18 protein-coding genes and 2 pseudogenes are annotated in these 21,137 nt (G+C 40.5%); 10 read left to right on the top strand and 10 right to left on the bottom strand.

Features of this window, described 5'->3' with window-relative positions:
- Positions 1 to 214 precede the first annotated feature (214 nt).
- Positions 215 to 745: an HPP family protein gene (locus tag XBJ1_RS04865; RefSeq protein ID WP_012987678.1), complete on the bottom strand. Its 531-nt coding sequence runs from the start codon at positions 743 to 745 to the stop codon at positions 215 to 217.
- A gap of 176 nt (positions 746 to 921) precedes the next feature.
- On the opposite strand from XBJ1_RS04865, the gene XBJ1_RS04860 reads away from it, so the two are divergent.
- Positions 922 to 1,458, top strand: a complete 537-nt coding sequence (locus XBJ1_RS04860) for a TetR/AcrR family transcriptional regulator (RefSeq protein ID WP_012987677.1) — start codon at positions 922 to 924, stop codon at positions 1,456 to 1,458.
- A gap of 688 nt (positions 1,459 to 2,146) precedes the next feature.
- On the opposite strand, the gene XBJ1_RS04855 is transcribed toward XBJ1_RS04860, so the two are convergent.
- Complete coding sequence (locus tag XBJ1_RS04855) at positions 2,147 to 3,004, bottom strand: queuosine precursor transporter (protein WP_012987676.1); 858 nt, start codon at positions 3,002 to 3,004, stop codon at positions 2,147 to 2,149.
- On the bottom strand, positions 2,988 to 3,602 hold the full coding sequence (locus tag XBJ1_RS04850; protein WP_038185912.1) for a helix-turn-helix domain-containing protein: 615 nt from the start codon (positions 3,600 to 3,602) through the stop codon (positions 2,988 to 2,990). The genes XBJ1_RS04855 and XBJ1_RS04850 overlap by 17 nt, the downstream gene beginning before the upstream one ends.
- A 407-nt stretch (positions 3,603 to 4,009) precedes the next feature.
- On the opposite strand from XBJ1_RS04850, the gene XBJ1_RS04845 reads away from it, so the two are divergent.
- The gene (locus tag XBJ1_RS04845; RefSeq protein ID WP_012987674.1) at positions 4,010 to 4,705 is read left to right on the top strand and encodes a helix-turn-helix transcriptional regulator; all 696 of its coding nucleotides are present in this window, start codon (positions 4,010 to 4,012) and stop codon (positions 4,703 to 4,705) included.
- A gap of 87 nt (positions 4,706 to 4,792) precedes the next feature.
- Complete coding sequence (locus XBJ1_RS22725; RefSeq protein ID WP_269763716.1) at positions 4,793 to 4,915, top strand: hypothetical protein; 123 nt, start codon at positions 4,793 to 4,795, stop codon at positions 4,913 to 4,915.
- 141 nt (positions 4,916 to 5,056) lie between these two features.
- Here the strand turns inward: XBJ1_RS22725 and XBJ1_RS19465 are convergent.
- Positions 5,057 to 5,170: pseudogene (locus XBJ1_RS19465) on the bottom strand (myo-inositol catabolism protein IolD); the annotation flags it as partial.
- Between the two features lie 282 nt (positions 5,171 to 5,452).
- On the opposite strand from XBJ1_RS19465, the gene XBJ1_RS04835 reads away from it, so the two are divergent.
- Both XBJ1_RS04835 and XBJ1_RS20585 read left to right on the top strand, forming a co-directional pair.
- The gene (locus XBJ1_RS04835) at positions 5,453 to 6,631 is read left to right on the top strand and encodes an MFS transporter (RefSeq protein ID WP_012987671.1); all 1,179 of its coding nucleotides are present in this window, start codon (positions 5,453 to 5,455) and stop codon (positions 6,629 to 6,631) included.
- 218 nt (positions 6,632 to 6,849) lie between these two features.
- Positions 6,850 to 6,942 (top strand): annotated as a pseudogene (locus tag XBJ1_RS20585) (recombinase family protein); the annotation flags it as partial.
- 125 nt (positions 6,943 to 7,067) lie between these two features.
- Here XBJ1_RS20585 and XBJ1_RS04830 read toward each other — a convergent pair.
- Entirely contained in the window at positions 7,068 to 8,108 is a 1,041-nt protein-coding gene (locus tag XBJ1_RS04830) for an IS630 family transposase (RefSeq protein WP_038198415.1), read from the bottom strand.
- Between the two features lie 109 nt (positions 8,109 to 8,217).
- On the bottom strand, positions 8,218 to 9,255 hold the full coding sequence (locus XBJ1_RS04820) for an IS630 family transposase (RefSeq protein ID WP_041573280.1): 1,038 nt from the start codon (positions 9,253 to 9,255) through the stop codon (positions 8,218 to 8,220).
- A gap of 219 nt (positions 9,256 to 9,474) precedes the next feature.
- Here XBJ1_RS04820 and XBJ1_RS04815 point away from each other — a divergent pair, with 219 nt between their 5' ends.
- From XBJ1_RS04815 to XBJ1_RS04795, 5 genes are all read left to right on the top strand, one after another.
- Complete coding sequence (locus XBJ1_RS04815; RefSeq protein ID WP_038182958.1) at positions 9,475 to 10,122, top strand: HAD-IA family hydrolase; 648 nt, start codon at positions 9,475 to 9,477, stop codon at positions 10,120 to 10,122.
- An 87-nt stretch (positions 10,123 to 10,209) separates the two neighbouring features.
- Positions 10,210 to 11,334 (top strand): MFS transporter, encoded by a 1,125-nt coding sequence (locus tag XBJ1_RS04810; protein ID WP_012987666.1) that lies wholly within the window; start codon positions 10,210 to 10,212, stop codon positions 11,332 to 11,334.
- Positions 11,335 to 11,413: 79 nt separating this feature from the next.
- Entirely contained in the window at positions 11,414 to 12,643 is a 1,230-nt protein-coding gene (locus tag XBJ1_RS04805) for a DegT/DnrJ/EryC1/StrS family aminotransferase (RefSeq protein WP_012987665.1), read from the top strand.
- A gap of 236 nt (positions 12,644 to 12,879) precedes the next feature.
- A complete protein-coding gene (glnS, locus tag XBJ1_RS04800) occupies positions 12,880 to 14,547 on the top strand; it encodes a glutamine--tRNA ligase (RefSeq protein ID WP_012987664.1) in 1,668 nt (555 codons plus the stop codon).
- A gap of 369 nt (positions 14,548 to 14,916) precedes the next feature.
- On the top strand, positions 14,917 to 17,598 hold the full coding sequence (locus XBJ1_RS04795; RefSeq protein WP_012987663.1) for a beta-N-acetylhexosaminidase: 2,682 nt from the start codon (positions 14,917 to 14,919) through the stop codon (positions 17,596 to 17,598).
- A 120-nt stretch (positions 17,599 to 17,718) separates the two neighbouring features.
- On the opposite strand, the gene fur is transcribed toward XBJ1_RS04795, so the two are convergent.
- The 4 genes from fur to XBJ1_RS04775 form a co-directional block, all read right to left on the bottom strand.
- Positions 17,719 to 18,168 (bottom strand): ferric iron uptake transcriptional regulator, encoded by a 450-nt coding sequence (gene fur, locus XBJ1_RS04790; RefSeq protein ID WP_012987662.1) that lies wholly within the window; start codon positions 18,166 to 18,168, stop codon positions 17,719 to 17,721.
- A gap of 180 nt (positions 18,169 to 18,348) precedes the next feature.
- Complete coding sequence (fldA, locus tag XBJ1_RS04785; RefSeq protein WP_012987661.1) at positions 18,349 to 18,882, bottom strand: flavodoxin FldA; 534 nt, start codon at positions 18,880 to 18,882, stop codon at positions 18,349 to 18,351.
- Between the two features lie 173 nt (positions 18,883 to 19,055).
- Positions 19,056 to 19,343 carry a LexA regulated protein gene (gene ybfE / locus XBJ1_RS04780; protein ID WP_012987660.1) on the bottom strand — a complete coding sequence of 96 codons (288 nt, stop codon included), beginning with the start codon at positions 19,341 to 19,343 and terminating at the stop codon, positions 19,056 to 19,058.
- Between the two features lie 384 nt (positions 19,344 to 19,727).
- Positions 19,728 to 20,681, bottom strand: coding sequence for an AEC family transporter (locus XBJ1_RS04775; RefSeq protein ID WP_012987659.1), 954 nt, complete (start codon positions 20,679 to 20,681; stop codon positions 19,728 to 19,730).
- Between the last annotated feature and the right edge of the window lie 456 nt (positions 20,682 to 21,137).

Genomic DNA, 21,137 nt, shown 5'->3' with positions numbered 1-21,137 from the left:
AATAGCATATTTGGATAATGTGCTTTACATCTGCCCGTTATTTACTTTTTTACCGGCATCAGAAATTTAAACATTACTTTAACAAACAGAAGTAAAAATCGCCCAATGGCATATATTCTTTAACCTTCAGGCGAAAACAGAGAATATTAAATATTAATCCAATTTATTATCGTGTTATATAGCACAGTTAAATAAATCACACTTCGAATGAGCGTCAGCTATCTTTTCTTTTGGTAAAACCATACCAATATAATGGCCAACAACTCTCTTTTCCTAGGTTATTAAGAAAAGATGCAATGATGACCAGTGCCAAGCTGCCCGTTAATACAGGTGTTAAAAGAAAATCAAAACCCACGGCCTCTTGCCCTGCGAGAAGTACCACTAACGGATTAGCCCCCGCAGGCGGATGAACTACCCGGAATAACTGCATCAGCATAATCGCAATGCCGACTGCCAGTGACATCACAATCATGGAATTACCCAATGTATATAGTGCGACAAGCCCCACCGCCGTAGTGAGTAAATGTCCACCAATAACATTCCGTGGTTGAGCAAGCGGAGAAGTTGGTGCAGCAAACAAAATGGCACATGTCGCTCCAAAAGGCGCCATTAACCAAGGATATTCCGTTGTTTGGCTTAAATAACTGAGCAACAAGATCCCCAAAAAGCCGCCTGATAACCCTTTCGTTAGTTGAACAAGATCCGGCTTAGGTGGTAATCCACCTCCTCCTCTTAATTTACTCATGCTTTAGTCTCCCTATGATTCGTTTGCGATATGACTCAGTCAATGTGATACTCTAAGTGTACAGTTCTGTACATAGCAACAAATAGTACAGATCTGTACACATAAAGGCAACGTTCGATTTGTCAGGAATATGGACGATCATTAGAACTAATTAGAATAAACAAGAAGAAAATATTATGAGCAAAAAAGAACATATCTTAGATATCGCTGAATCCCTGTTTAATGAATTCGGCTATAACGCGGTAGGAGTCGATCTGATCCGAGATAAGGCGAATGTGTCAAAAACATCCATGTACCGCTATTTCGGTTCCAAAAACAAACTGATAGAGAGTATGTTAATCAGACGACATAAGAGATTTGAAGAGGAACTCAATACGGTGGTATTTGCCACTAAGGGAACGGAAAATAAGCTGAATGCTATCCTTGACTGGCACTTCTCATGGTTCAGATCAGCCGATTTTCAAGGGTGCTTATTTATGCATGCCTTAGCCGAGTTCAAAGGCCACGATGAGCTGATTGTCAAACAGGCTCAACGGCATAAGACATGGTTAAAATCACTCTTATCTTCCATTTTCTCTGCCAATCAGACGGATGCAGAAATCAAAACAGAAGCCCTGATGACATTTATAGAAGGGATGATAGTTAGAGCAGAGTTTGGCGAAATGACAGGCCACGAGAAGATCTATCGCCTATCTGCCAAGATACTGGTCTGAATGGGTTTGCTGAGCTGATACCCTTCATCTTCGTTGTTAGCTGCGTTAACTTGCCGCTGAACTGTAAATTGAAATCTATTGGGTATAGTAGATTTTTCAGTCCCTTAACCAAAAGATCTGGTTAAGGGACTGACTATTATAAGAATAAAAAACGTACTAATATTCTGGTGTTGGGCGAATAGAAATCATCTATTCAAAATAATGAAAATAATTTGTCTGTTTAAAGGGAAGTTAGACTTCCTTTATCAGTATCCAGACAAAAACTTAATTATAACTTATATTTTAACGATCAAATTAATACACCAGACACACGCTAAAATCAACATATAAAAACATAAATGTTGATTTTAGTGATGAATATTCATGTCATTATTTGATTCATCATGAACAAAATAACAAACGAAAATACATATGTAATTGATATTTAATTAAATTTTATACATAAGTACAGAAGCCATTCTGTGCAGCAAAAAACAAGGTAAAGCACCCGCCATAATGGATAGATAACATGAATATGAGTAGGGTTACTGTATAAAAAATCGAAATGGTAGCAGAATCACAATAACGGAGTGAATGGCAAATAGTGACACATAGCAAAAATGTCAACCCATCACATGACGACGACGCAAAACAAAATAAGACAGGGTTTTATCAAAAAATGGCATGGAGAAGTTCCCCATGCCATTCATTAATTTGCTGTTTTACCAACCCACCGATTAAATAAATAACGTGAGCCGTAAGCAGGGAAAATATTAAATAATGCAAAGAAAATTTTAATTAAAATTTGAACAATCATCATGACAACAATTTGATTTACAGGAAGTTTTCCATAGAATGCGATGAAACAGAAAACAAAACTGTCAAGAATTGATGCGATAAAGGTACTAAAAAACACTCTTAACGCTAAAAATCGGGAGTTTGTCACATCCTTCAGCTTACATAATATATAGGAGTTAACAAGCTCTGAAACTAGAAATGACAGCGAAGAAGCAAAGATCGCCGATAAAATATGACTCATCAGGGCATTGTACTGATCATTTAAATCCCAGCTTGCGATGGCAGGTAGACTTGTCGAGATACTCAGCAAGGATACAATAATCAGATTAGAAGCCAATGACATATATATCGCTTTTCTTGCTAGCCTGAATCCATAGAATTCACTCAGTAAATCAATGACTAAAAATGAAAAAGGATAAATGAAAGTACCTGGGGTAACAATGATATCAAGATAATCAATGTAAACGGGTTTAGCTGCCGCTATATTACTGAAAGTGTAGAAAATTGTCAGTAGTAACGCGAGAAATGAATAAACAACCCAAGATTTTTCATTACGTTCTTCAATTTCATAGACTGAGGGGACGTTTGGAAAGCTAGAATATATCTTTCTATAAAGTGATTTTATTTCATGATTGTCTAGATCGTCTGCTATTTCACTTTTCTCAAGCTCCTTTACGTTTATTTTTAAAATTTTTCCTGTTGATAAAATTAATACATTCGCTGTACTATCCTGACCGTTAAATCCCAGTAATTTATATTTTTTTCCCATATCCGAACCGCTCTTCCATTATATCTCCAATCACCATCAAATTTGTCGTAACTTCACTATTAAATTCTTTAATATGAAACAGTTGCTGTCTTTGATCGAAACATAACTTTGGGTTATTGTTCTGGTAATTACCTCTTTTGATTATTAATAAATCACCAGCATTATATTTACCCGGGAAATCATTCTCAAGTAGAATAGCAACGATATTCGGGCCAGAACCAAAATAATAAGTGAGTTTTCTTTCAACAATCAGCGAGCCTATTTTACTGTCAAAAAAACCAGAGATAATACACTCAGATTGCATAAATAGCGGAACGGCACAGGGATTCATGTTTCCTTCATAAGAAACAATAGCATCAATACGTTCCTTTTCTGCAATATCGATCGTTTCTATCTCCCTATACGACACACCAAAAAAGTTGGATACTTTCTGTATCGTTGAAGAATGAACGTTTTGAACTCTCCCATCCAGAATATTATAAATAGTTGTGCGGTTAAGCCCGGTTCGATCACAGATCGATACCCGGCTCTCTCCTCTGGAATCAAGTAAGTATTGCAAATTTTTTCTCAGGTGTTCCATTTTTTGTTTTTTATACATATCAACGCCCAGAAAAATATATAACCAGTTAATTTACATGGATTTTTAGGGTAAACACTTTTTATTAGGTCTGGAAAGAGTGAAAAACACCCTTGTCGTAAAACATAAAAAGTGATAGCAATTTATTTTTGAATAGAATTATATAATATTACAATAAAATTGTCTTATATAGAAAATATTTCATCAATAGGTTATATTTTAATAGACACACTAGGAAATGGATAATAAAAAACCGTAAAACAGTCAAAAAATAGTGAGGATATCGATTATATTGATACTTTTGATTTTAAACACATCATTTTTCAAAAAAAATTAGTATTCATACATCAGGAGTTAATAAATACATAGATACAACAGTTATTATTTTTAATATAAAATTTAACATTTATAAATTATATGAGATAAAAATGAGTTTTTCCTATAAAAATAATGAACCCTATTTCAAGGGACTGATCGCCATGATGGAGCATCTAAGCGATCCTTGGGGAATTAAAGATTTAGCGTCCCGACATATCTATATGAATAAAGCCGCATATCTTTACACCAACACACCAGAAGATTTTGACATAGAGGGTAAACTTGACTGTGAATTTCCGACACATTGGTCTGAAGATCAATTTTCACAAGATCTAAAAGAACATGATAGGAGGACTGAAGAATCTAAAGACAAAGTTTCTATTATTGAGACACATTATTGGTATGGAAAAAACAGCTTAGCGCCTTTCATCAGTGAGAAATTCCCTGTGTACAACGATAAAAAAGAGTGCATCGGGATAGTTTGGAATGCCAAACCAATGAGTACTCTCTCCCCTCTAAAATATATTAATCGCCAAAAACCAAGTGTTCTCACTACAGAAGCTACAACAGATCTATTTACCAAAAGTGAACTGGATACCATCTTTTTTATGTTGCAAAGACGTTCAAATAAGGAAATAGCCCAGATATACAATGTCAGCCATAAGACGATAGAAAACAGAATATACACCATCTATCAGAAAGCTAATGTCCACTCCACCCAGCAATTTGAAGAGTTTTGTATGCAATTTCAATTAGATAGATATATTCCTGAACGCCTCATTGAAAAAGGCGTCCTCTTTATCTAAAGCAAATCGAGGAACGATGATAGTGCTCAAAATTGAACACTGTCCATTAAGCCCGAGCCACAAGAACAGCGTTTATCCCTGCTGTGTGTGGCTGCCGTTCATATGGGTATGTTGTTAGTTGATTACTATATCCTGCGTACCCATCGCAAAATGCTCGACGAAAGTCGGCAGAAAGGAAACCTTCCCAATGAAACATCCACCATCGACTGATTTGCCAGATTAACGGCGGGTATGTTTTTCCACATACGCAACACCATTAACCCACTGATGATCTTTTTCCCATGTAAATAACCACTTACGGCTAGGGTTGGCGGCAGGCAAAGGTATCTGCCGGCGTTTTTTCTGCTTGGCAAAACCAGTAGCAACGCCACGGATAAAAGGATATTCTTCTCCATCCACGTCAATAAATTGCTGATTGAGAAATTTGACCAAAGCTTGCGCCATGGTCATTTTCTTTGTATTGATTGCTGCTGTATTTATGGGTTACTCCATCGTTGGCATGACAAAACTAATGTGCTCAAAAGCACTTGCTTTTGGGCAAAACACTTTCCAGAAAAAATAGCTTTTTTGTCCATTATCTTCACATTTTTGGGAACATGTCACCCGTTTGTCTTGATCTAACTGATTTATAATTGCTTCCAAATGAGATGCCGCAGGAATATATTACTACAGAGACAACATCCAAAGATAAAGACAGAATGTTTCAACAATAACCCCATTTCTCATCACTCATTAGGAGTTTCCCCTATGCCTGCAGCTATTTGGGCTCTAGCCATAGCAACATTTGGAATTGCTACAACCGAATTCATTATCGCCGGATTACTTCCTGAAATTGCAACCGAGTTTAATATTTCAATACCTATGGCGGGGTATATGGCAACCAGTTATGCTCTTGGTGTATTTGTTGGTGCGCCCGTTTTGATTATATTGGGGAGACAGGTAGAAAGAAAAAAGATGCTCGCCATATTAATGATGTTATTTATTATTGGAAATGCTTTGACTGCTTTAGCTCCCACATTCTATCTGGCAATTGTTGGCCGCATAGTAACATCTCTTACCCACGGCGCTTTTATGGGAATAGGCGCTATTATTGCGGCCGAACTGGTGGCAGAAAATAAGAAGACAAGCGCTATCGCATTTATGTTCAGTGGAATGACGCTTGCCAATCTTATTGGTATACCGCTTGGTACATGGATAGGCAAAATTATTTCATGGCGTGTCACTTTTGCAATTATTACCTTTATCGGCATTATCGCATTACTCGGTATTTTAAAATTATTACCTAAATTCACACAACAAACGCCTACCAGCATCAAAAAGGAATTGCTGGCCTTTACAAATATCCATGTTCTGCTGGCGATGGGGATCACGGTTTTAGGCCCTGCTGCATTCTTTACGGCTATTACTTATATCGCGCCGTTGATGACCCATATTGCAGGTTTTTCAGAAAGTGCAATCACATGGATTCTTGTCGTCTTGGGGTTGGGATTTTTCTTTGGCAATATCGTCGGGGGAAAACTCGCGGACAAGGCGATGATGCCATTGTTATATTGGACACTCGGGTTACAAGCCTTAGTTTTATTTATTTTCTGGCTTTATGGCGACAATCCATTCATTGCCTGCTTGAGTATATTTCTGATGGCGGCGTTTGGCTTTGCTACAGTATCGCCAATCCAGCGTCTGGTGATGGATAAAGCTCAAGAAGCCGGTGCGCCTAATCTCGTTTCCTCAGTCAATATTGGTTTTTTTAATTTAGGCAATGCACTCGGCGCATGGTTGGGCGGGATTGTTATCGCCGCTAATTATGGTTACGCTTCACTCAATTTAGTGGGCGGCCTGCTCGCCTCTACAGCATTACTATTAGCGGTAATTTCAGGTTTCCTTACCTACAATAAAGCGCGTGTAGAAGTGCTTAAATCTTCTTAAAGAAACAACTTCTTTTGTGGTGCTGATATTCATTCAGCACCTACAGTTACTGAACAGATAATGACAACGCATTCGTGTCATACCTCTCGTAATAATGAGATACTCTCAATTCAAACATAATCAATCATCATGCCTCACAGGCGTTGCTGAATACAATAGATCAGTAGCCCTGTTGCCATGAAAAAAAGACCAGGATTTGTTCGTCTTCTGGATAAGGTGGAAAAATGACCATGCAGGTGATTGCTGCCGTTGTAGAATTTGAGCGTGACCTGCTACTTGAGCGCACTTATTCAGGTATTACCCAAAAGCGGCCGGGATTGTCTATCCTCGATCTTTCGACTCTGAACAGACCTATGTAGTGATAAGGAAACAGGGTGCGAATGACATCATGGCACAGGCAAATGAGCCAATCATGACGCCGGATATAAATAAGTTTTCATAATAGTGATACACTCATTTTTCTCATTCCCGGTTGTTGCCCTGATGAAAATGCGTTAATAAACGCTTCAACGCATTTCAAGAGTTGCCACATATACTGACAACAATGATCCCGTGTGACAGTTTCATGCAATGATTGCCATAGGCGTTCAATCTTATTTATCCATGGCGAATAGACCGGTAAAAACAACAAATTAAATTTAGGATTTTGTTGTAGCCATGCCCTGACTTTCCGGCTTTTATGAATGCCATAGTTATCTAAAATCAACGTGATGTTTTTTGCATGGCGATATTGGCCATTCAGTTCCTTTAACATGTTGATAAATAAATCAGAATTTTTCTTTATACCGCTGACATAAGTCACTTGGCCTGTTTGGGCGTCAAGGCAGCCCGCAAAGTAGTGTTTTTGATTTTTTCCCGGCGTCATGACCCGTTTTTGTTGTCCTTTCAGACACCAGTCCGCCCCGATTTTGGGGTTAAGGTCAATATCGACTTCATCTTCGTAAAAAACAGGATGTTGTTCTGACACGCTGGATAAAGCTTCAGTGATTTTTGCCATTTTTTCGTCATACTCAGGATCAGGCTTTTTGACGGTAGGTGCTGCCCTTCGCCAGACAATACCGACCTGACAGAAATAACGATAGAACGTACTTTGCGAAAGCGACAAACCGAATAATTCATTGATTATTCGAGTAATCAGCTCAATGCTCCAACGTGAACGCAGGCAGCCAAAATCCTGTGGGGAGTGCTGTAATAAGAACGACAGCAAACTAAAAAGTGGCGCTAAATTCCAGATAGCAGGTCTTCCTGACGGTAAACTTTTTAATCCTTCCAGCCCATATAATGTAAACCAATTTATCCAACGATTAACCGAAGAACGTGAACAATGAAGGGTTCTGGAGATGGCAGAAACGGTCTTGCCTTCATGTAACATTAAGAGTGCCATGAGTCGGCGTGCATAATCTTTATCCCGGGTTTTATGAATAAATTTTTTCATCTGACGTCGTTCACTTCGGGGTATGGGTGCTATGATTGGCATTACTCAGTCCATTTTGGGATTTTTTTGATTTGGCGATTAATCAGATCGCAAAAACCGGGCTGAGTTCCCTTCAAGTGATCTACTATTTTGAAAACTTATTTATACGCAATTAACTTGAAGATGCGGGTTTTAAAATCTGGAAGTTATCAGTCAACCGAGTGGTGAGTTCTTTCGCTTTTTCTGGCAATGTGACATGAAAAAAGTGGCGCAGCGTTTCACGGAATGTTTTGGTATCCGGAAAATAGACATTGTTTCGTACCTGCTCATTCACATACTTCCATAATCGCTCAATCGGGTTGAGATTAGGGCTGTAAGGCGGCAGGTAGTGCAACTCAATATTCAAAACCTCGGCAAAAAATTGGACGACTCCGGAACGGTGATAACCCGCACCATCCAGAATAATGTGGATTTTTTGCGAAAGTGGATAGGTTTCCCGGATTGAGCCGAAAAAAAGGACGACATTTTTCGCGTTAATCGTCGGATATTCACGAACAATAGTCTCTTCAATCCGTTGTAAATTAAGGGCACCCATGATGTTGAGTCGAGTACGACTGCCTGTGGTTTCAACCACTTTGACGTGCTTCCGCCCGCTCTTCATCCAGCCATAACTTAATTTTGTGGACAGGGTCGGGTGAACCGCATCAATAAATAAAATAGGCGCATTCTGGCCACATTCTTCTTTCAGCGCGTTGTAGGTTTCAATAAACTGTTGCTGTTTATCCGCATCAAATTTATGCGGAGCACCCATTGGCTTCTTGTAGCTGAAACCTTGACGGTGAAGCCATTTCGTCATTCCTGCGACAGTGAAAGTCACCTGCCATCGTGCCCGAACATAGGCCACAATTTGTGCGGTAGTGTGCATCAAATTTGCCATCAGATACTCAACTAATTCTGTTGTTTGTTCGGCAGACAAACGGCTTTCAGAGCCCCCATTTTCAGGGGCGAGTTTTTCCTCAGAGAAGTAATCTTTCAGATGGCGGCTCACCGTACTTTCATGGATCCGCAAAGCCTGAGCAATCATCTGGGCAGTCCAGCCTTCTGAGGCCAAAAGCACGGCCTTGATGCGGTCACGTACTCGTCCATCGCGAGTCGTATCATGCATCAATTCGAGGGCGTCTTTTTGGGCATCTGTTAGATTAATTTTCATGGGCGCAATCATGATCTGATACAAATGAAAAATCAAGCATCTTCAATGACGACGGGTATATCAATGATCCTAAAGTGATCTGAGTTTATTTGTCAATAAGCGATTTGACGTTGGTTTTAATTTATTTCCACTGATTTATTATTTTTATAATTAATTATAATTCACCTTAATGAACATGAAATAGTGTTTGTAATGTGTGTATTTTATTATGGAGGGGTAATGGAAGTTATTAATATAAAAGCTATTTTATTTGATATGGATGGTACTTTAGTTAAATCACTTTCAGAAGTTGAGGCTATTTGGTCTATATGGTGCGAATTGAACAATATATCCATAAAAAAAGTGTTGGATATTTGTCATGGTGTTCGTTCCAGAGATGTTATTTCGTCTATTGCTCCTCATTTGAATATGGAAGAACAAATACAGCTATTAGATGATTTAGAAATTAAATATTCTGATACTGCAAAGGCATTGCCTGGGGCAAAAGAATTTCTGATTTCTTTAGCGGCTTGTCCGTGGGCTATAGTCACTTCTGCCAGCCAACGAGTTGCATATCATAGGATGGCAATTTGTGGTCTTAAGATACCAGACTTCATAATTGGTTCTGATGATGTGCTGAATGGTAAGCCCTATCCTGATCCCTATCTTATGGCAGCAGAACGTTTGAATATTGCGGCTGAAGATTGTTTAGTTTTTGAAGATGCTCATGCTGGGGTACAAAGCGCATTAGCAGCAGGGTGTAAGGTCATACAGATTGGTGGAAAAGAAAAAATGTTTGATTCAGTTATAGGTCTAATTAATGACTGGAATGAAATTAAGATTACTGAGATGGGCATTAATTCTTTCAGAGTCAATATGAATTTATAAATGTAAATTTGAAATTATTTACTGTTAAACATTTATAATTAACTGAAATGTAATTATTTTATATAAATATTATAGTTGAGATGCTTAATGAATAATGTTATTTCTACTAGAATTGTTTTCTTGGCAGCAGGTATGGGAATTGCTGCGTGGGCTCCTCTTATACCCTTGGTAAAGGCTGATTTAAATATTGATGCAGGAGAGCTAGGTTTTTTATTACTTTTTCTTGGCTTTGGCTCAATTGTTTCGATGCCGATTACAGGATTTCTTACCACTTTATTTGGTTGTCGTAAGGTTATTATATCTTCAGGAATTTTTGCTATTGTTTCTTTACCGCTTTTAATATTGGCGCCTAATGTCACTCAACTGGGTTTTATGCTTTTTATATTTGGTGCATCCATTGGTACAGTGGATGTTGCAATGAATATTCAGGCGGTTGAGGTCGAAAAAAATACAAATAGAAATTTAATGTCAGGATTTCATGGGTTTTTTAGTCTAGGGGGGATCTTTGGTGCTGCTGGTGTATCGATATTACTTTATTTGAATTTCTCAGCGCTTGCAGCATGCTTAATTATATCTTTTATATTGTCTGTGTTATTTTTGTTTTCTTTTTCTGGACTCATTAGTCGTCATAAAAATCATGGGGATAGCGATAGTAAAAAAATTGTTTTTCCTCGTGGAATCATTATTGTAGCAAGTTTGCTTTGTTTTTTAATGGGAATTATTGAAGGTTCTGTAATTGACTGGAGTGGAGTATTTTTAGTTAGTGAGCGTAATATTGATATTTCATTCAGTGGATTTGGGTATGCTGCCTTTGCAGCAGCGATGACAATAGGACGATTCATGGGAGATCGGGTTATATCAAAAATAGGAAGGGGGAAAGTATTTTTTGTTGGTACACTCAGTATCTTCATTGGATTTCTTATCGTTGTTAATGTAGGAACTCTCAATCTATCTATGATTGGGTTTTTCTTTATTGGGTTGGGATCATCAAATATTGTTCCAATCTTATGTTCAATATCTGGAACGCAAAAAGTTATGCTTCCTAGCCATGCTGTCGCTTCTATTGTCACATTTGGATATTTTGGAATTATGATTGGGCCAGCTTTAATAGGATTTATTGCCCAGAGTTCTGGTCTGGAGACAGCATTTTATATATTAGCTATTGGTGCATTAATTATGGTAGCAAATACAAAATTGATAAAGAAACATTGAAATAATCTGATTGATTAGTTATGTGATTTATTTTATAGGATTAATTTTATCTATTTTAAAAATATTAAGGTGTAAAATTATGAATTTCCCACAATGGCCAAGTTTTACAGAAAAAACACTGAAAGATATTCAAGAACCCCTGTTATCTGGTCAAGTAAATTATTGGACTGGAAAAAAAGGCATGGAGTTTGAAAATAAATTTGCGCATTGGATTGGCGCAGAAATGGCAATTTCATGTAATTCCGGGACTTCTGCCGTAAATATTGCTGTTGGCGCATTAAATATCGGCCCCGGCGATGAAGTTATCGTGCCTTCTTACACTTTTATTGCAACTTCCTTTGCTGTTTTACAATGTGGCGCTATTCCTGTTTTTTGTGATACGACAGAAGAGCACACCATTGATCCCACTAAGATAGAAGCACTGATTACACCGCGCACGAAAGCAATTATTGTCGTGCATCTTTATGGTGTCGTATCTGATATGGACCCAATCATGGCGATTGCCCGCCAGCATAACCTCAAAGTGATCGAAGATAGCGCACAATGTCTCGGCGGAAAATATAAAGGAAAATCGGCTGGTACAATTGGGGATATCGGTACGTTTAGCTTCTGCCAGTCAAAACATTTTACTACGGGGGGAGAGGGCGGCATGGTCGTGACCAACAATACTGAAATAGGTTGGGAATGCCGGGCTTATCGTGATCATGGGTTTGATGTGAGAAGAAAATTTGATCTTCTCGCTTTAGAAGAAGTTTCATGGCATGTGCATAATCGAATCGGTTACAATTACCGTATGACTGAAATTCAATCGATTATCGGTCTGAACGAGTTAGAGCGATTTGATGATTGGAATATGAACAATCGCAAGAGATATGCGAAGATCTACGATGAAAAATTTGCGGATATCGACTTGATCCACGGCCTGCCATTGAATAATGAAGACAGATGCAATGCGTACTGGTTATATCCCATTGTTTTTGATCTTGCCAAACTGGATTGCACTGCTGAAATCATCCTGAGTGATTTGAAAAAGATAGGTATTCCGGCATTTAAAATCCAGTGGCCTGAAGCCTATGGTGAGAAAGTGTTCAGAGATCTACGTGGGTTTGGTTCAGCCAATTTCCCTTTTCATTCGAAAGAATACACATCCCCTGAATCTGTCAATTACCGTGATGTTGTCTGTGAAACTGCACGTTCTTTATTGCCGAGAACCATCAGCTTGTATCTGCACCCTACTTGGGATGAAGAACATATTGTTTATTGTGCGGATCAACTGATCGCCGTATTGAACAGTCATCGTGTGAGTTGATTTTATTGATGAGCGTTAAACCAACAGCTTATTTTGTTGCTCAAAAATACGTAACGAATGTTGAACTAAAGTAAGATTTTCTCTTAATTGTCGCGGGAAGGGGTTTGTCTTCCCGCTTTTCCGCATTAACTTTGCTCCGAACCCCATTTCCCACTAACAAAGAGTTGTTTCTCGGTTCAGCTTATTAGAATATAGAAGGTTATGTTAAAGCGCTTTTTGCATTGAGGAATAAAATGATGAGTGAGGCAGATGCCCGCCCGACCAACTTTATTCGTCAGATTATTGACGAAGATCTGGCAACGGGTAAACATACATCCGTACATACCCGTTTCCCGCCTGAACCTAATGGCTATCTGCATATCGGCCATGCGAAGTCGATCTGCCTGAATTTCGGCATCGCGCAAGACTACCAGGGGCAATGCAACCTACGTTTTGACGATACAAACCCAGTTAAGGAAGATATCGAGTACGTTGACTCCATTAAAACTGACGTACAGTGGCTGGGTTTCCACTGGAGTGGCAATATTCGCTACTCTTCTGACTATTTCGATATGCTGTATCAATACGCCATTGAATTGATCAATAAAGGTCTGGCCTATGTTGATGAACTCAGCCCTGAACAGATCCGCGAATACCGCGGAACGCTGAAAGAGCCGGGTAAAAACAGTCCTTACCGTGATCGCAGTGTGGAAGAAAACCTTGCCCTGTTTGAAAAAATGCGTGCCGGTGAATTTGCTGAAGGTAAAGCGTGTCTGCGTGCCAAAATTGATATGGCATCTCCATTCATCGTGATGCGTGATCCGGTGATTTATCGCATCAAATTTGCCGAGCATCACCAGTCCGGCAATAAATGGTGCATCTACCCGATGTACGATTTTACCCACTGTATTTCCGATGCGCTGGAAGGGATCACCCATTCAATATGTACATTGGAGTTTCAGGATAACCGTCGCCTGTATGACTGGGTACTGGATAACATTACGATTGACTGCCATCCGCGTCAGTACGAATTTTCTCGCCTGAATCTAGAATACACGGTGATGTCCAAGCGTAAACTCAACCAATTGGTGACCGAAAATATTGTCAACGGTTGGGATGATCCACGTATGCCAACCATTTCCGGCCTGCGCCGTCGTGGTTATACTGCTGCGGCTATCCGTGAATTCTGCCGCCGCATTGGTGTCACCAAGCAGGATAACAACGTCGAAATGGCCGCATTGGAATCCTGTATCCGGGATGATCTGAACGAAAATGCACCACGGGCGATGGCGGTTCTTGATCCGGTTAAACTGGTGATTGAGAATATGCCGGAAGGTGAAATGATCCTGACGATGCCGAACCATCCTAACAAGCCAGAAATGGGCAGCCGCGAAGTCCCATTCAGCCGTGAGGTTTATATTGATCGTGCTGATTTCCGCGAAGAAGCTAACCGTCAGTACAAACGTCTGGTGCTCGGCAAAGAAGTGCGCCTGCGTAATGCTTATGTGATTAAGGCAGAGCATGTTGAAAAAGATGCGGAAGGCAATATCACTACCATTTACTGCCACTATGATGAGCAGACACTGAACAAAGATCCGGCTGACGGCCGCAAAGTCAAAGGTGTGATTCACTGGGTGAGTGCGGTACATGCCGTGCCAGCGGAATTCTATTTGTATGACCGTTTGTTCAGTGTGCCAAACCCAGGGGCGGAAGATGATTTCCTATCCACTATCAATTCAGAATCGTTGGTCGTGCGTAAAGGTTTTGTCGAGCCAGGGCTGGTGAATGCACAGCCAGAAAGAACTTATCAGTTCGAACGTGAAGGTTATTTCTGTGCTGATAGCGGCCTCTCCAGTGCAGAACATCTGGTATTTAACCGCACAGTTGGCTTGCGTGATACTTGGACAAAGATCTCTCAGGAATAACCAGAGCTAATTTTTATAACCAAAACATTAAAAAGGCGCGATTATTATCGCGCTTTTTTTATGTTTAAAATATTTGTAATGAAAATTGACTCTCCCCACTAAAGATTAAAAATTGCCTTATAGTCCTATTTTATGTAGGGTTATTTGCTATTGATAACTGGTGGTATAAAAAATAGCCTGTTCTTCTGGGCGGAAAAAATATTACATTTACTGTAACTGTGCCAATTAGCATCTTTTATGGACTGTCGTCGCTGTTTCTGCGTTTGTTATAGCGCGGTATTGACTGACAGAAGCAGCATTACCCAGCTATACCCGATAAATCTGAAGTTGCAGGGTATAAAAGAATAATAAGTTCAGACGAGGTCATTCATGAAAAGCGTTAAATTGCGTACCTTGGCAGCACTCATCACGACAGTTGGATTAATGGGCTGTGTTCATGCAGAAATGACGTCACAGCAGATAGTGGATTCGCTTAGTCAATTAAAAGTGAATTTCAAAATTAAGGATAATCAAGCAGGAGCACATGGAACCGATTGTGCCATTTTAGGCGCGGACGGGGCTTCCTGTAATCGGGTTCATATCACATTAGCTAATGGCAATCAGGCGATCGACTCTTCTGACTGGGCGATCTATTTTCACAGTATTCGCCAGATCCTGAAAGTCGATCATGAGCAATACAAAATCACGCATATCACGGGTGACTTACATAAGCTGGAGCCGACGGAAAAATTCATCGGTATCAAAGCCAATGAAAAAATCTTGTTACCGATCTTTGGAGAATACTGGCAGATTTACAGCACAGATTTTATGCCACGCTGGTATGCCACTTCCGGTGATGCGATGCCTAAAATACTGGCGAATACCGATACGGAAGATCTGAGTGCGTTTTTATCTGATTTTACAGATGAGCAGTGGAAACGGACTACGCTGGATAACAATATTCTGATGACTCCGGAAACTCGTTTTGTAAAAAACCAGCAGATGGTAAAAATCAGCGGGGATAAACTGCGTGGACAGGTTATTCCGACGCCAAAAACGCTGACTATCCATTCACAAGATGTAAACCTGTCCCGTGGTGTGAAACTGGAGTTGGGCGGGTTGAGCAACGCATCAATCAACGTTATTCGAGAACGTTTTGCCTCTCACAATATCAAGCTAACAGATAATGGCTATCGGATTGCGGCACAGATCAACGCAAACAAATTTACGGGCACTTGGCGAGTGCAAGGGGCTTATTCGCTGAATATCACAACTCAAGGAACGCAAATCGTCGCATTTGATCAATCCGGTGTGTTTTATGGCCTGCAATCATTGTTATCTCTGCTCCCTGCCAATGGTGATCCTACAATTGCCACACTGACGGCAAAAGACGCGCCCAGATTCGATTATCGAGGCATATTTTTAGATGTTGGGCGTAACTTCCACAGTAAGGAAGCTGTCTTGCGTCTGCTCGATCAAATGTCCAGTTATAAACTGAACAAATTCCATTTCCACTTGAGCGATGATGAGGGCTGGCGTCTGGAAATCCCCGGTCTGCCGGAGCTGACTGAAGTCGGGAGCAAACGCTGTCATGATCTGAGTGAAACTCAATGTTTGTTGCCGCAATTAGGATCAGGGCCTGATAGCAATAATATGGGAAGTGGCTATTTTAGTCGTCAGGATTACATTGATATCTTGAAATATGCCAAAGCGCGCCAGATAGAAGTGATCCCCGAGATTGATACCCCTGCTCACGCTCGTGCAGCGGTTGTGTCGATGGAAGCCCGTTACAAAAACCTGATGGCACAGGGGAAAGAGCAGGAGGCCAATGAATATCGCCTGCTTGACCCGACTGATACCACGAATGCGACATCAGTACAGTTCTACGATCGCCGCAGTTATTTAAATCCGTGTATGGATTCCTCCAAACGGTTTGTTGACAAAATTATCAGCGAAATCGCTTTAATGCACAGAGAAGCGGAATTACCGTTGAAAACATGGCATTTTGGTGGTGATGAAGCGAAAAACATTCGTTTGGGAACGGGGTATCAGGACAAAGATGGCCCAATAGAACCGGGCAAAGGGATCATCAACAAAAAGATAGAAGACAAACCGTGGGCAAAATCTCAGGCTTGCCAAAAAATGATAGCGCAGGGCATTGTTAAAGATGTTAGTGAACTTGACAGTCATTTTGCCATTGAAGTCAGCAAGATCGTCAATACTCACGGCATTGATACAATGCAGGCATGGCAGGATGGCTTGAAACATGCGAAGTCGGCAAAAGATTTCGCCACCAAGCATGTGGCAGTGAATTTCTGGGATACACTCTATTGGGGAGGCTATGATTCTGCCAATGATTGGGCGAATAAGGGCTATCGAGTGGTCGTTTCCAGCCCTGATTATGTCTACCTTGATATGCCGTATGAAGTTAGTCCGAAAGAGCGCGGCTACTATTGGGCAACACGCTTCAACGATGAAGCAAAAATTTTCAGTTTTGCGCCGAACAATATGCCACAAAATGCTGAAACATCGGTGGATCGCGACGGCAACCGCTTCAATACCCAGAGCAACAAACATTGGCCGGGAGCTTATGGGCTATCAGGGCAATCATGGAGCGAAACCGTGCGTACTGATGATCAGATGGAATACATGATTTACCCGCGCTTGTTGCCATTGGCGGAACGTGCATGGCATCAGGCGAGTTGGGAACAGAATTACCAGCAGGGCAGGGAATATAAGGGCGGCGTAACACATTATGTTGATACTAATGCGATCAACAATGATTGGATAGATTTTGCCAATTTGATGGGACAACATGAGCTGGCTAAATTGGACAAAGCTAACATCGCCTATCGGTTGCCAGTACCTGGGGGAAGGATTGTATCCGGAACGTTGGAAGCCAATATCGCCTTGCCGGGGCTAGCGATCCAGTATTCGCTGGATGGCGGTAAAACATGGGCGATTTACGATGACAGGCAGCGTCCACATGTCAGCAATAATGTGAAAGTGCGCTCTGTCAGTACTGATGGTAAGCGTTTTAGCCGAGATGAAGAAGTAAAAATCACGCTCTGATATTTCTTTTAAAAAGCAGCCTGCCGATTAGCTTGAGCTAATCGGCAGTAGCTTATTCAGACTACATGAGACACAGAAGTGGATAATTGTCAGAACTTCTTATCGTGTCGTGCTTTCTCATCATGAGTTTTCATCATGCATTGTGCTATCTTTGCGGCAATCACCAGCAGTACAGTGACCATACAAGTAGAGACTATGGTTTGACAGCTTGATCCCGTAACGTTCAGCGATATCTTTCTGGCGCTCTTCAATAAACTCATCACTGAACTCAATGACTTTACCGCAGTCAAGGCAAATCAGATGGTCATGGTGATGCTGTTGAGTGAGTTCAAAAACCGATTTACCGCCTTCAAAATTGTGACGTGTGACAATGCCGGCATCATCGAACTGGTTCAACACGCGATAGACAGTGGCGAGGCCAATCTCTTCACCGATATCAATCAGTTTTTTGTAGAGATCTTCCGCACTGACATGATGGCATTCTGGATCCTGTAGCACTTCCAAAATTTTCAGGCGTGGAAGTGTTACTTTAAGTCCAGCATTTTTCAATGCTTTATTGTTGTCGGTCATGCGGATTCAGTCCTGTAACTTAGTAAGGTGAACTTATGATACTTGGGTGTATCGTGAGAGAATCATGATTCTGTTTCACGTGATAGATTATAGGCACGGATACTTGAAATGAAAACCATACCTATCCCGATATCATGACACATTATTGAGGAATTATCCCGTGAAAAGGAGCTTGGCTCCTTATACACCAAGAATTTCTGACAGGCTCATCTCGGCCTTAATCTGCTGTACCCAAGTTTCAACGCGCTCATCCGTCAATTCTGGCTGGCGATCTTCATCGATAGCAAGGCCAATAAAATGGTTATCATCAGCCATACCTTTGGAGACTTCAAAGTGATACCCTTCGGTTGGCCAGTGACCTACGATAATAGCACCAAGAGGTTCAATGATATCGCGAATCGTCCCCATCCCATCACAGAAGTACTCTGCGTAATCTTCCTGATCGCCACAGCCGAACAGAGCGATGAGTTTGCCATCGAAATTGATCTCTCCCAGTGTCGGGAAGAAATCATCCCAGTCACACTGAGCTTCACCATAATACCAAGTCGGAATGCCGAGCAGCAGGATATCGAAAGCTTCAATATCTTCTTTGCTGCTTTTGGCAATATCGTGGACTTCAGCAACATCAGCACCGCCCAATTTTTTTTGGATCATTTTGGCAATGTTCTCTGTGTTGCCTGTATCGCTGCCGAAGAATATACCTATTATTGCCATAAAATGGGTTAACCTCTTATTTTAATTGTGTATTAAGCTATACACATCACGCTGAAACCAGCAGGAAAAATGTCAGTTTTAATAAAATTAAAAGCGTTATTTTGACCAAACATCAATGACAAGTCTGTCAGATTTGTGTGGTAACGTCGTTTCATACTGTCGAGTGAAAGCCGTTAATTAGTAAGGTGATTTTCTGCCAGTTGAGCTAATAACATTTGTTCAATCAGCTCGCTGCGGCTGATATTGCGCTCTTTTGCCAGATGGTTTAAAGCATCGATGGCATCTTCATTGAGCTTCAATTCCACTCGACGCAGTCCTTTGACTTTATCTCTGCGCAACTGGTTGCGTTTATTGATCCTAAGCTGCTCGTCCCTGGACAGCGGATTCGTTTTCGGTCGCCCTGGCCTGCGTTCATCTGCGAACAAATCCAGTGTGGTGCGATCAGTTTGTTCTTTTGCCATAAATTCAATTGTAAAGGGCGTGTACCAATAGTATAGCGGGCAATGATACCTTAGCTGGGCGCGAGCCGCTACTGGTTGATGGGAGAGATATCTGGCAGGAAGATAGAGATATGGGGGAGTGGGTTATTTCAGGATATGCATCGTTGATTTTCTGGCTCAGACGGGGGGGTTAAAACTCAAAGTTTTCATTGGCTCTTTCCACATCGGGATGGCATAACGAGCCAACGTTATTGATACTTGCTTTATCAACGTTTGATTCCATTCGGCTTACTGTAGAGGGGTTAACTCCCTACATCTGCATTATTCAATTGAAAGCGTATCGTCTAAGTTAATAAATGTGATAATTATGAACATATTAATTATCACATTAATATGTTCATAATTTTAGATAGGTAGTAATTGGAGAATAGTAGGTATGGTAACCAATGCAATAAGCAGGGAAATAATAATGGAGAGAGAAATGACTTCCTGTTTAAAACCATACTTATTGGAAAAAACATAAACACCTGCTCCTATTGGCTGTGCAGCCATGACAATCGCAGCAATTAGCCAGATATTATCAGTTTGTTGCATACCAAATAGATAGTAGGCACAGAGAAACGTAATCAATGGCTGTATTCCTAATTTAAGGCACAACATTGGCATAGCTAATTTTAGCGCATCGCTGTTGATATGCTCTTTGATTTTAAGCCGAGATAATCCCAGTCCTAAAGCGAATAGTGCTGTTGGACCGGAGGCATTACCCAGAAATTCAGCAAATGAACGTAAAAAGTTAGGAACGGGAATACCTAAAAAAACGAAAACCAATCCAGCAATAACTGAAATAGTCAGAGGATTGCTCAATGTTGTCTTTAATGCCCCAACGAGACTTTGACTAATGGATATTTTGTTGCCGGATTGGTGTGTAGAAAAAATATCATAAGTGATGATAACAGCCATGATTGCAGGAATGTTATGCAAAATAGTGGCGATAGCGGCAGGAAGCGCGGCGGATTCACCATAGACTGAAATTAGGATTGGAACACCCATATACCCAGTTGTACCATAACATGCACCCATGCTTAAAATCGACGATTGCGGTAAACTAATCCCCATAAATTTTGCTACTAATATTCCTAAAATGTATGCGGCACCAATTCCAGACAAACTGGCAGTTATGAATCCCCATTGTTGTAGCTCATTAATATCTGCCCGAGCAATAGCAAGGAACAATAAAGCAGGGAGTGCGATATAAAGCACATATTCATTGATTAATTTATCAGATTTTCCACTGTCAGGGCGTAAGCGCCCGAAAATATATCCGATAAAAATAATAAGAAATATTGGTACAACTATCATAAACATTATAAATCAATCTTATATGAATTTAAAACATAACAACATACTCCTTTGATAGAGGGAGTGAACTGTACAGCCTGCATGGTTGTGGTTGAGACATGCATCTGCTCTTGGGGGGACTGGGCATTTGCAGTGGAAATGAACAGGGAAAAACAAACGCCAAGAAGAGATAGAAGATTTCTTGCCATTCCTCGTCCTTACAGTGATCACTTAGGTTAGTGTTGATATTTTAGATAGATTAGTCTATCTAAAAAATTCGTGCAACCGTGTTCTGTGTGAAAGATAGGCGAGGGCAGAGGGTAATTATTGTTTCAGGAAACTGGTGTGTAACATTCGAATTTATCGATGGTGATGTGCACATCGTTAACTATGGGAATTATCACTAATAAAAAATGAAGCCCCTATTTGTTGAGTATGCAACTTTCAGGGCTTGTTCCACCTTTATTAATTAATAGA

The organism is Xenorhabdus bovienii SS-2004, assembly GCF_000027225.1.
Lineage (GTDB): Bacteria > Pseudomonadota > Gammaproteobacteria > Enterobacterales > Enterobacteriaceae > Xenorhabdus > Xenorhabdus bovienii_C.
This window is presented reverse-complemented; position numbering and strand designations above follow the sequence as displayed.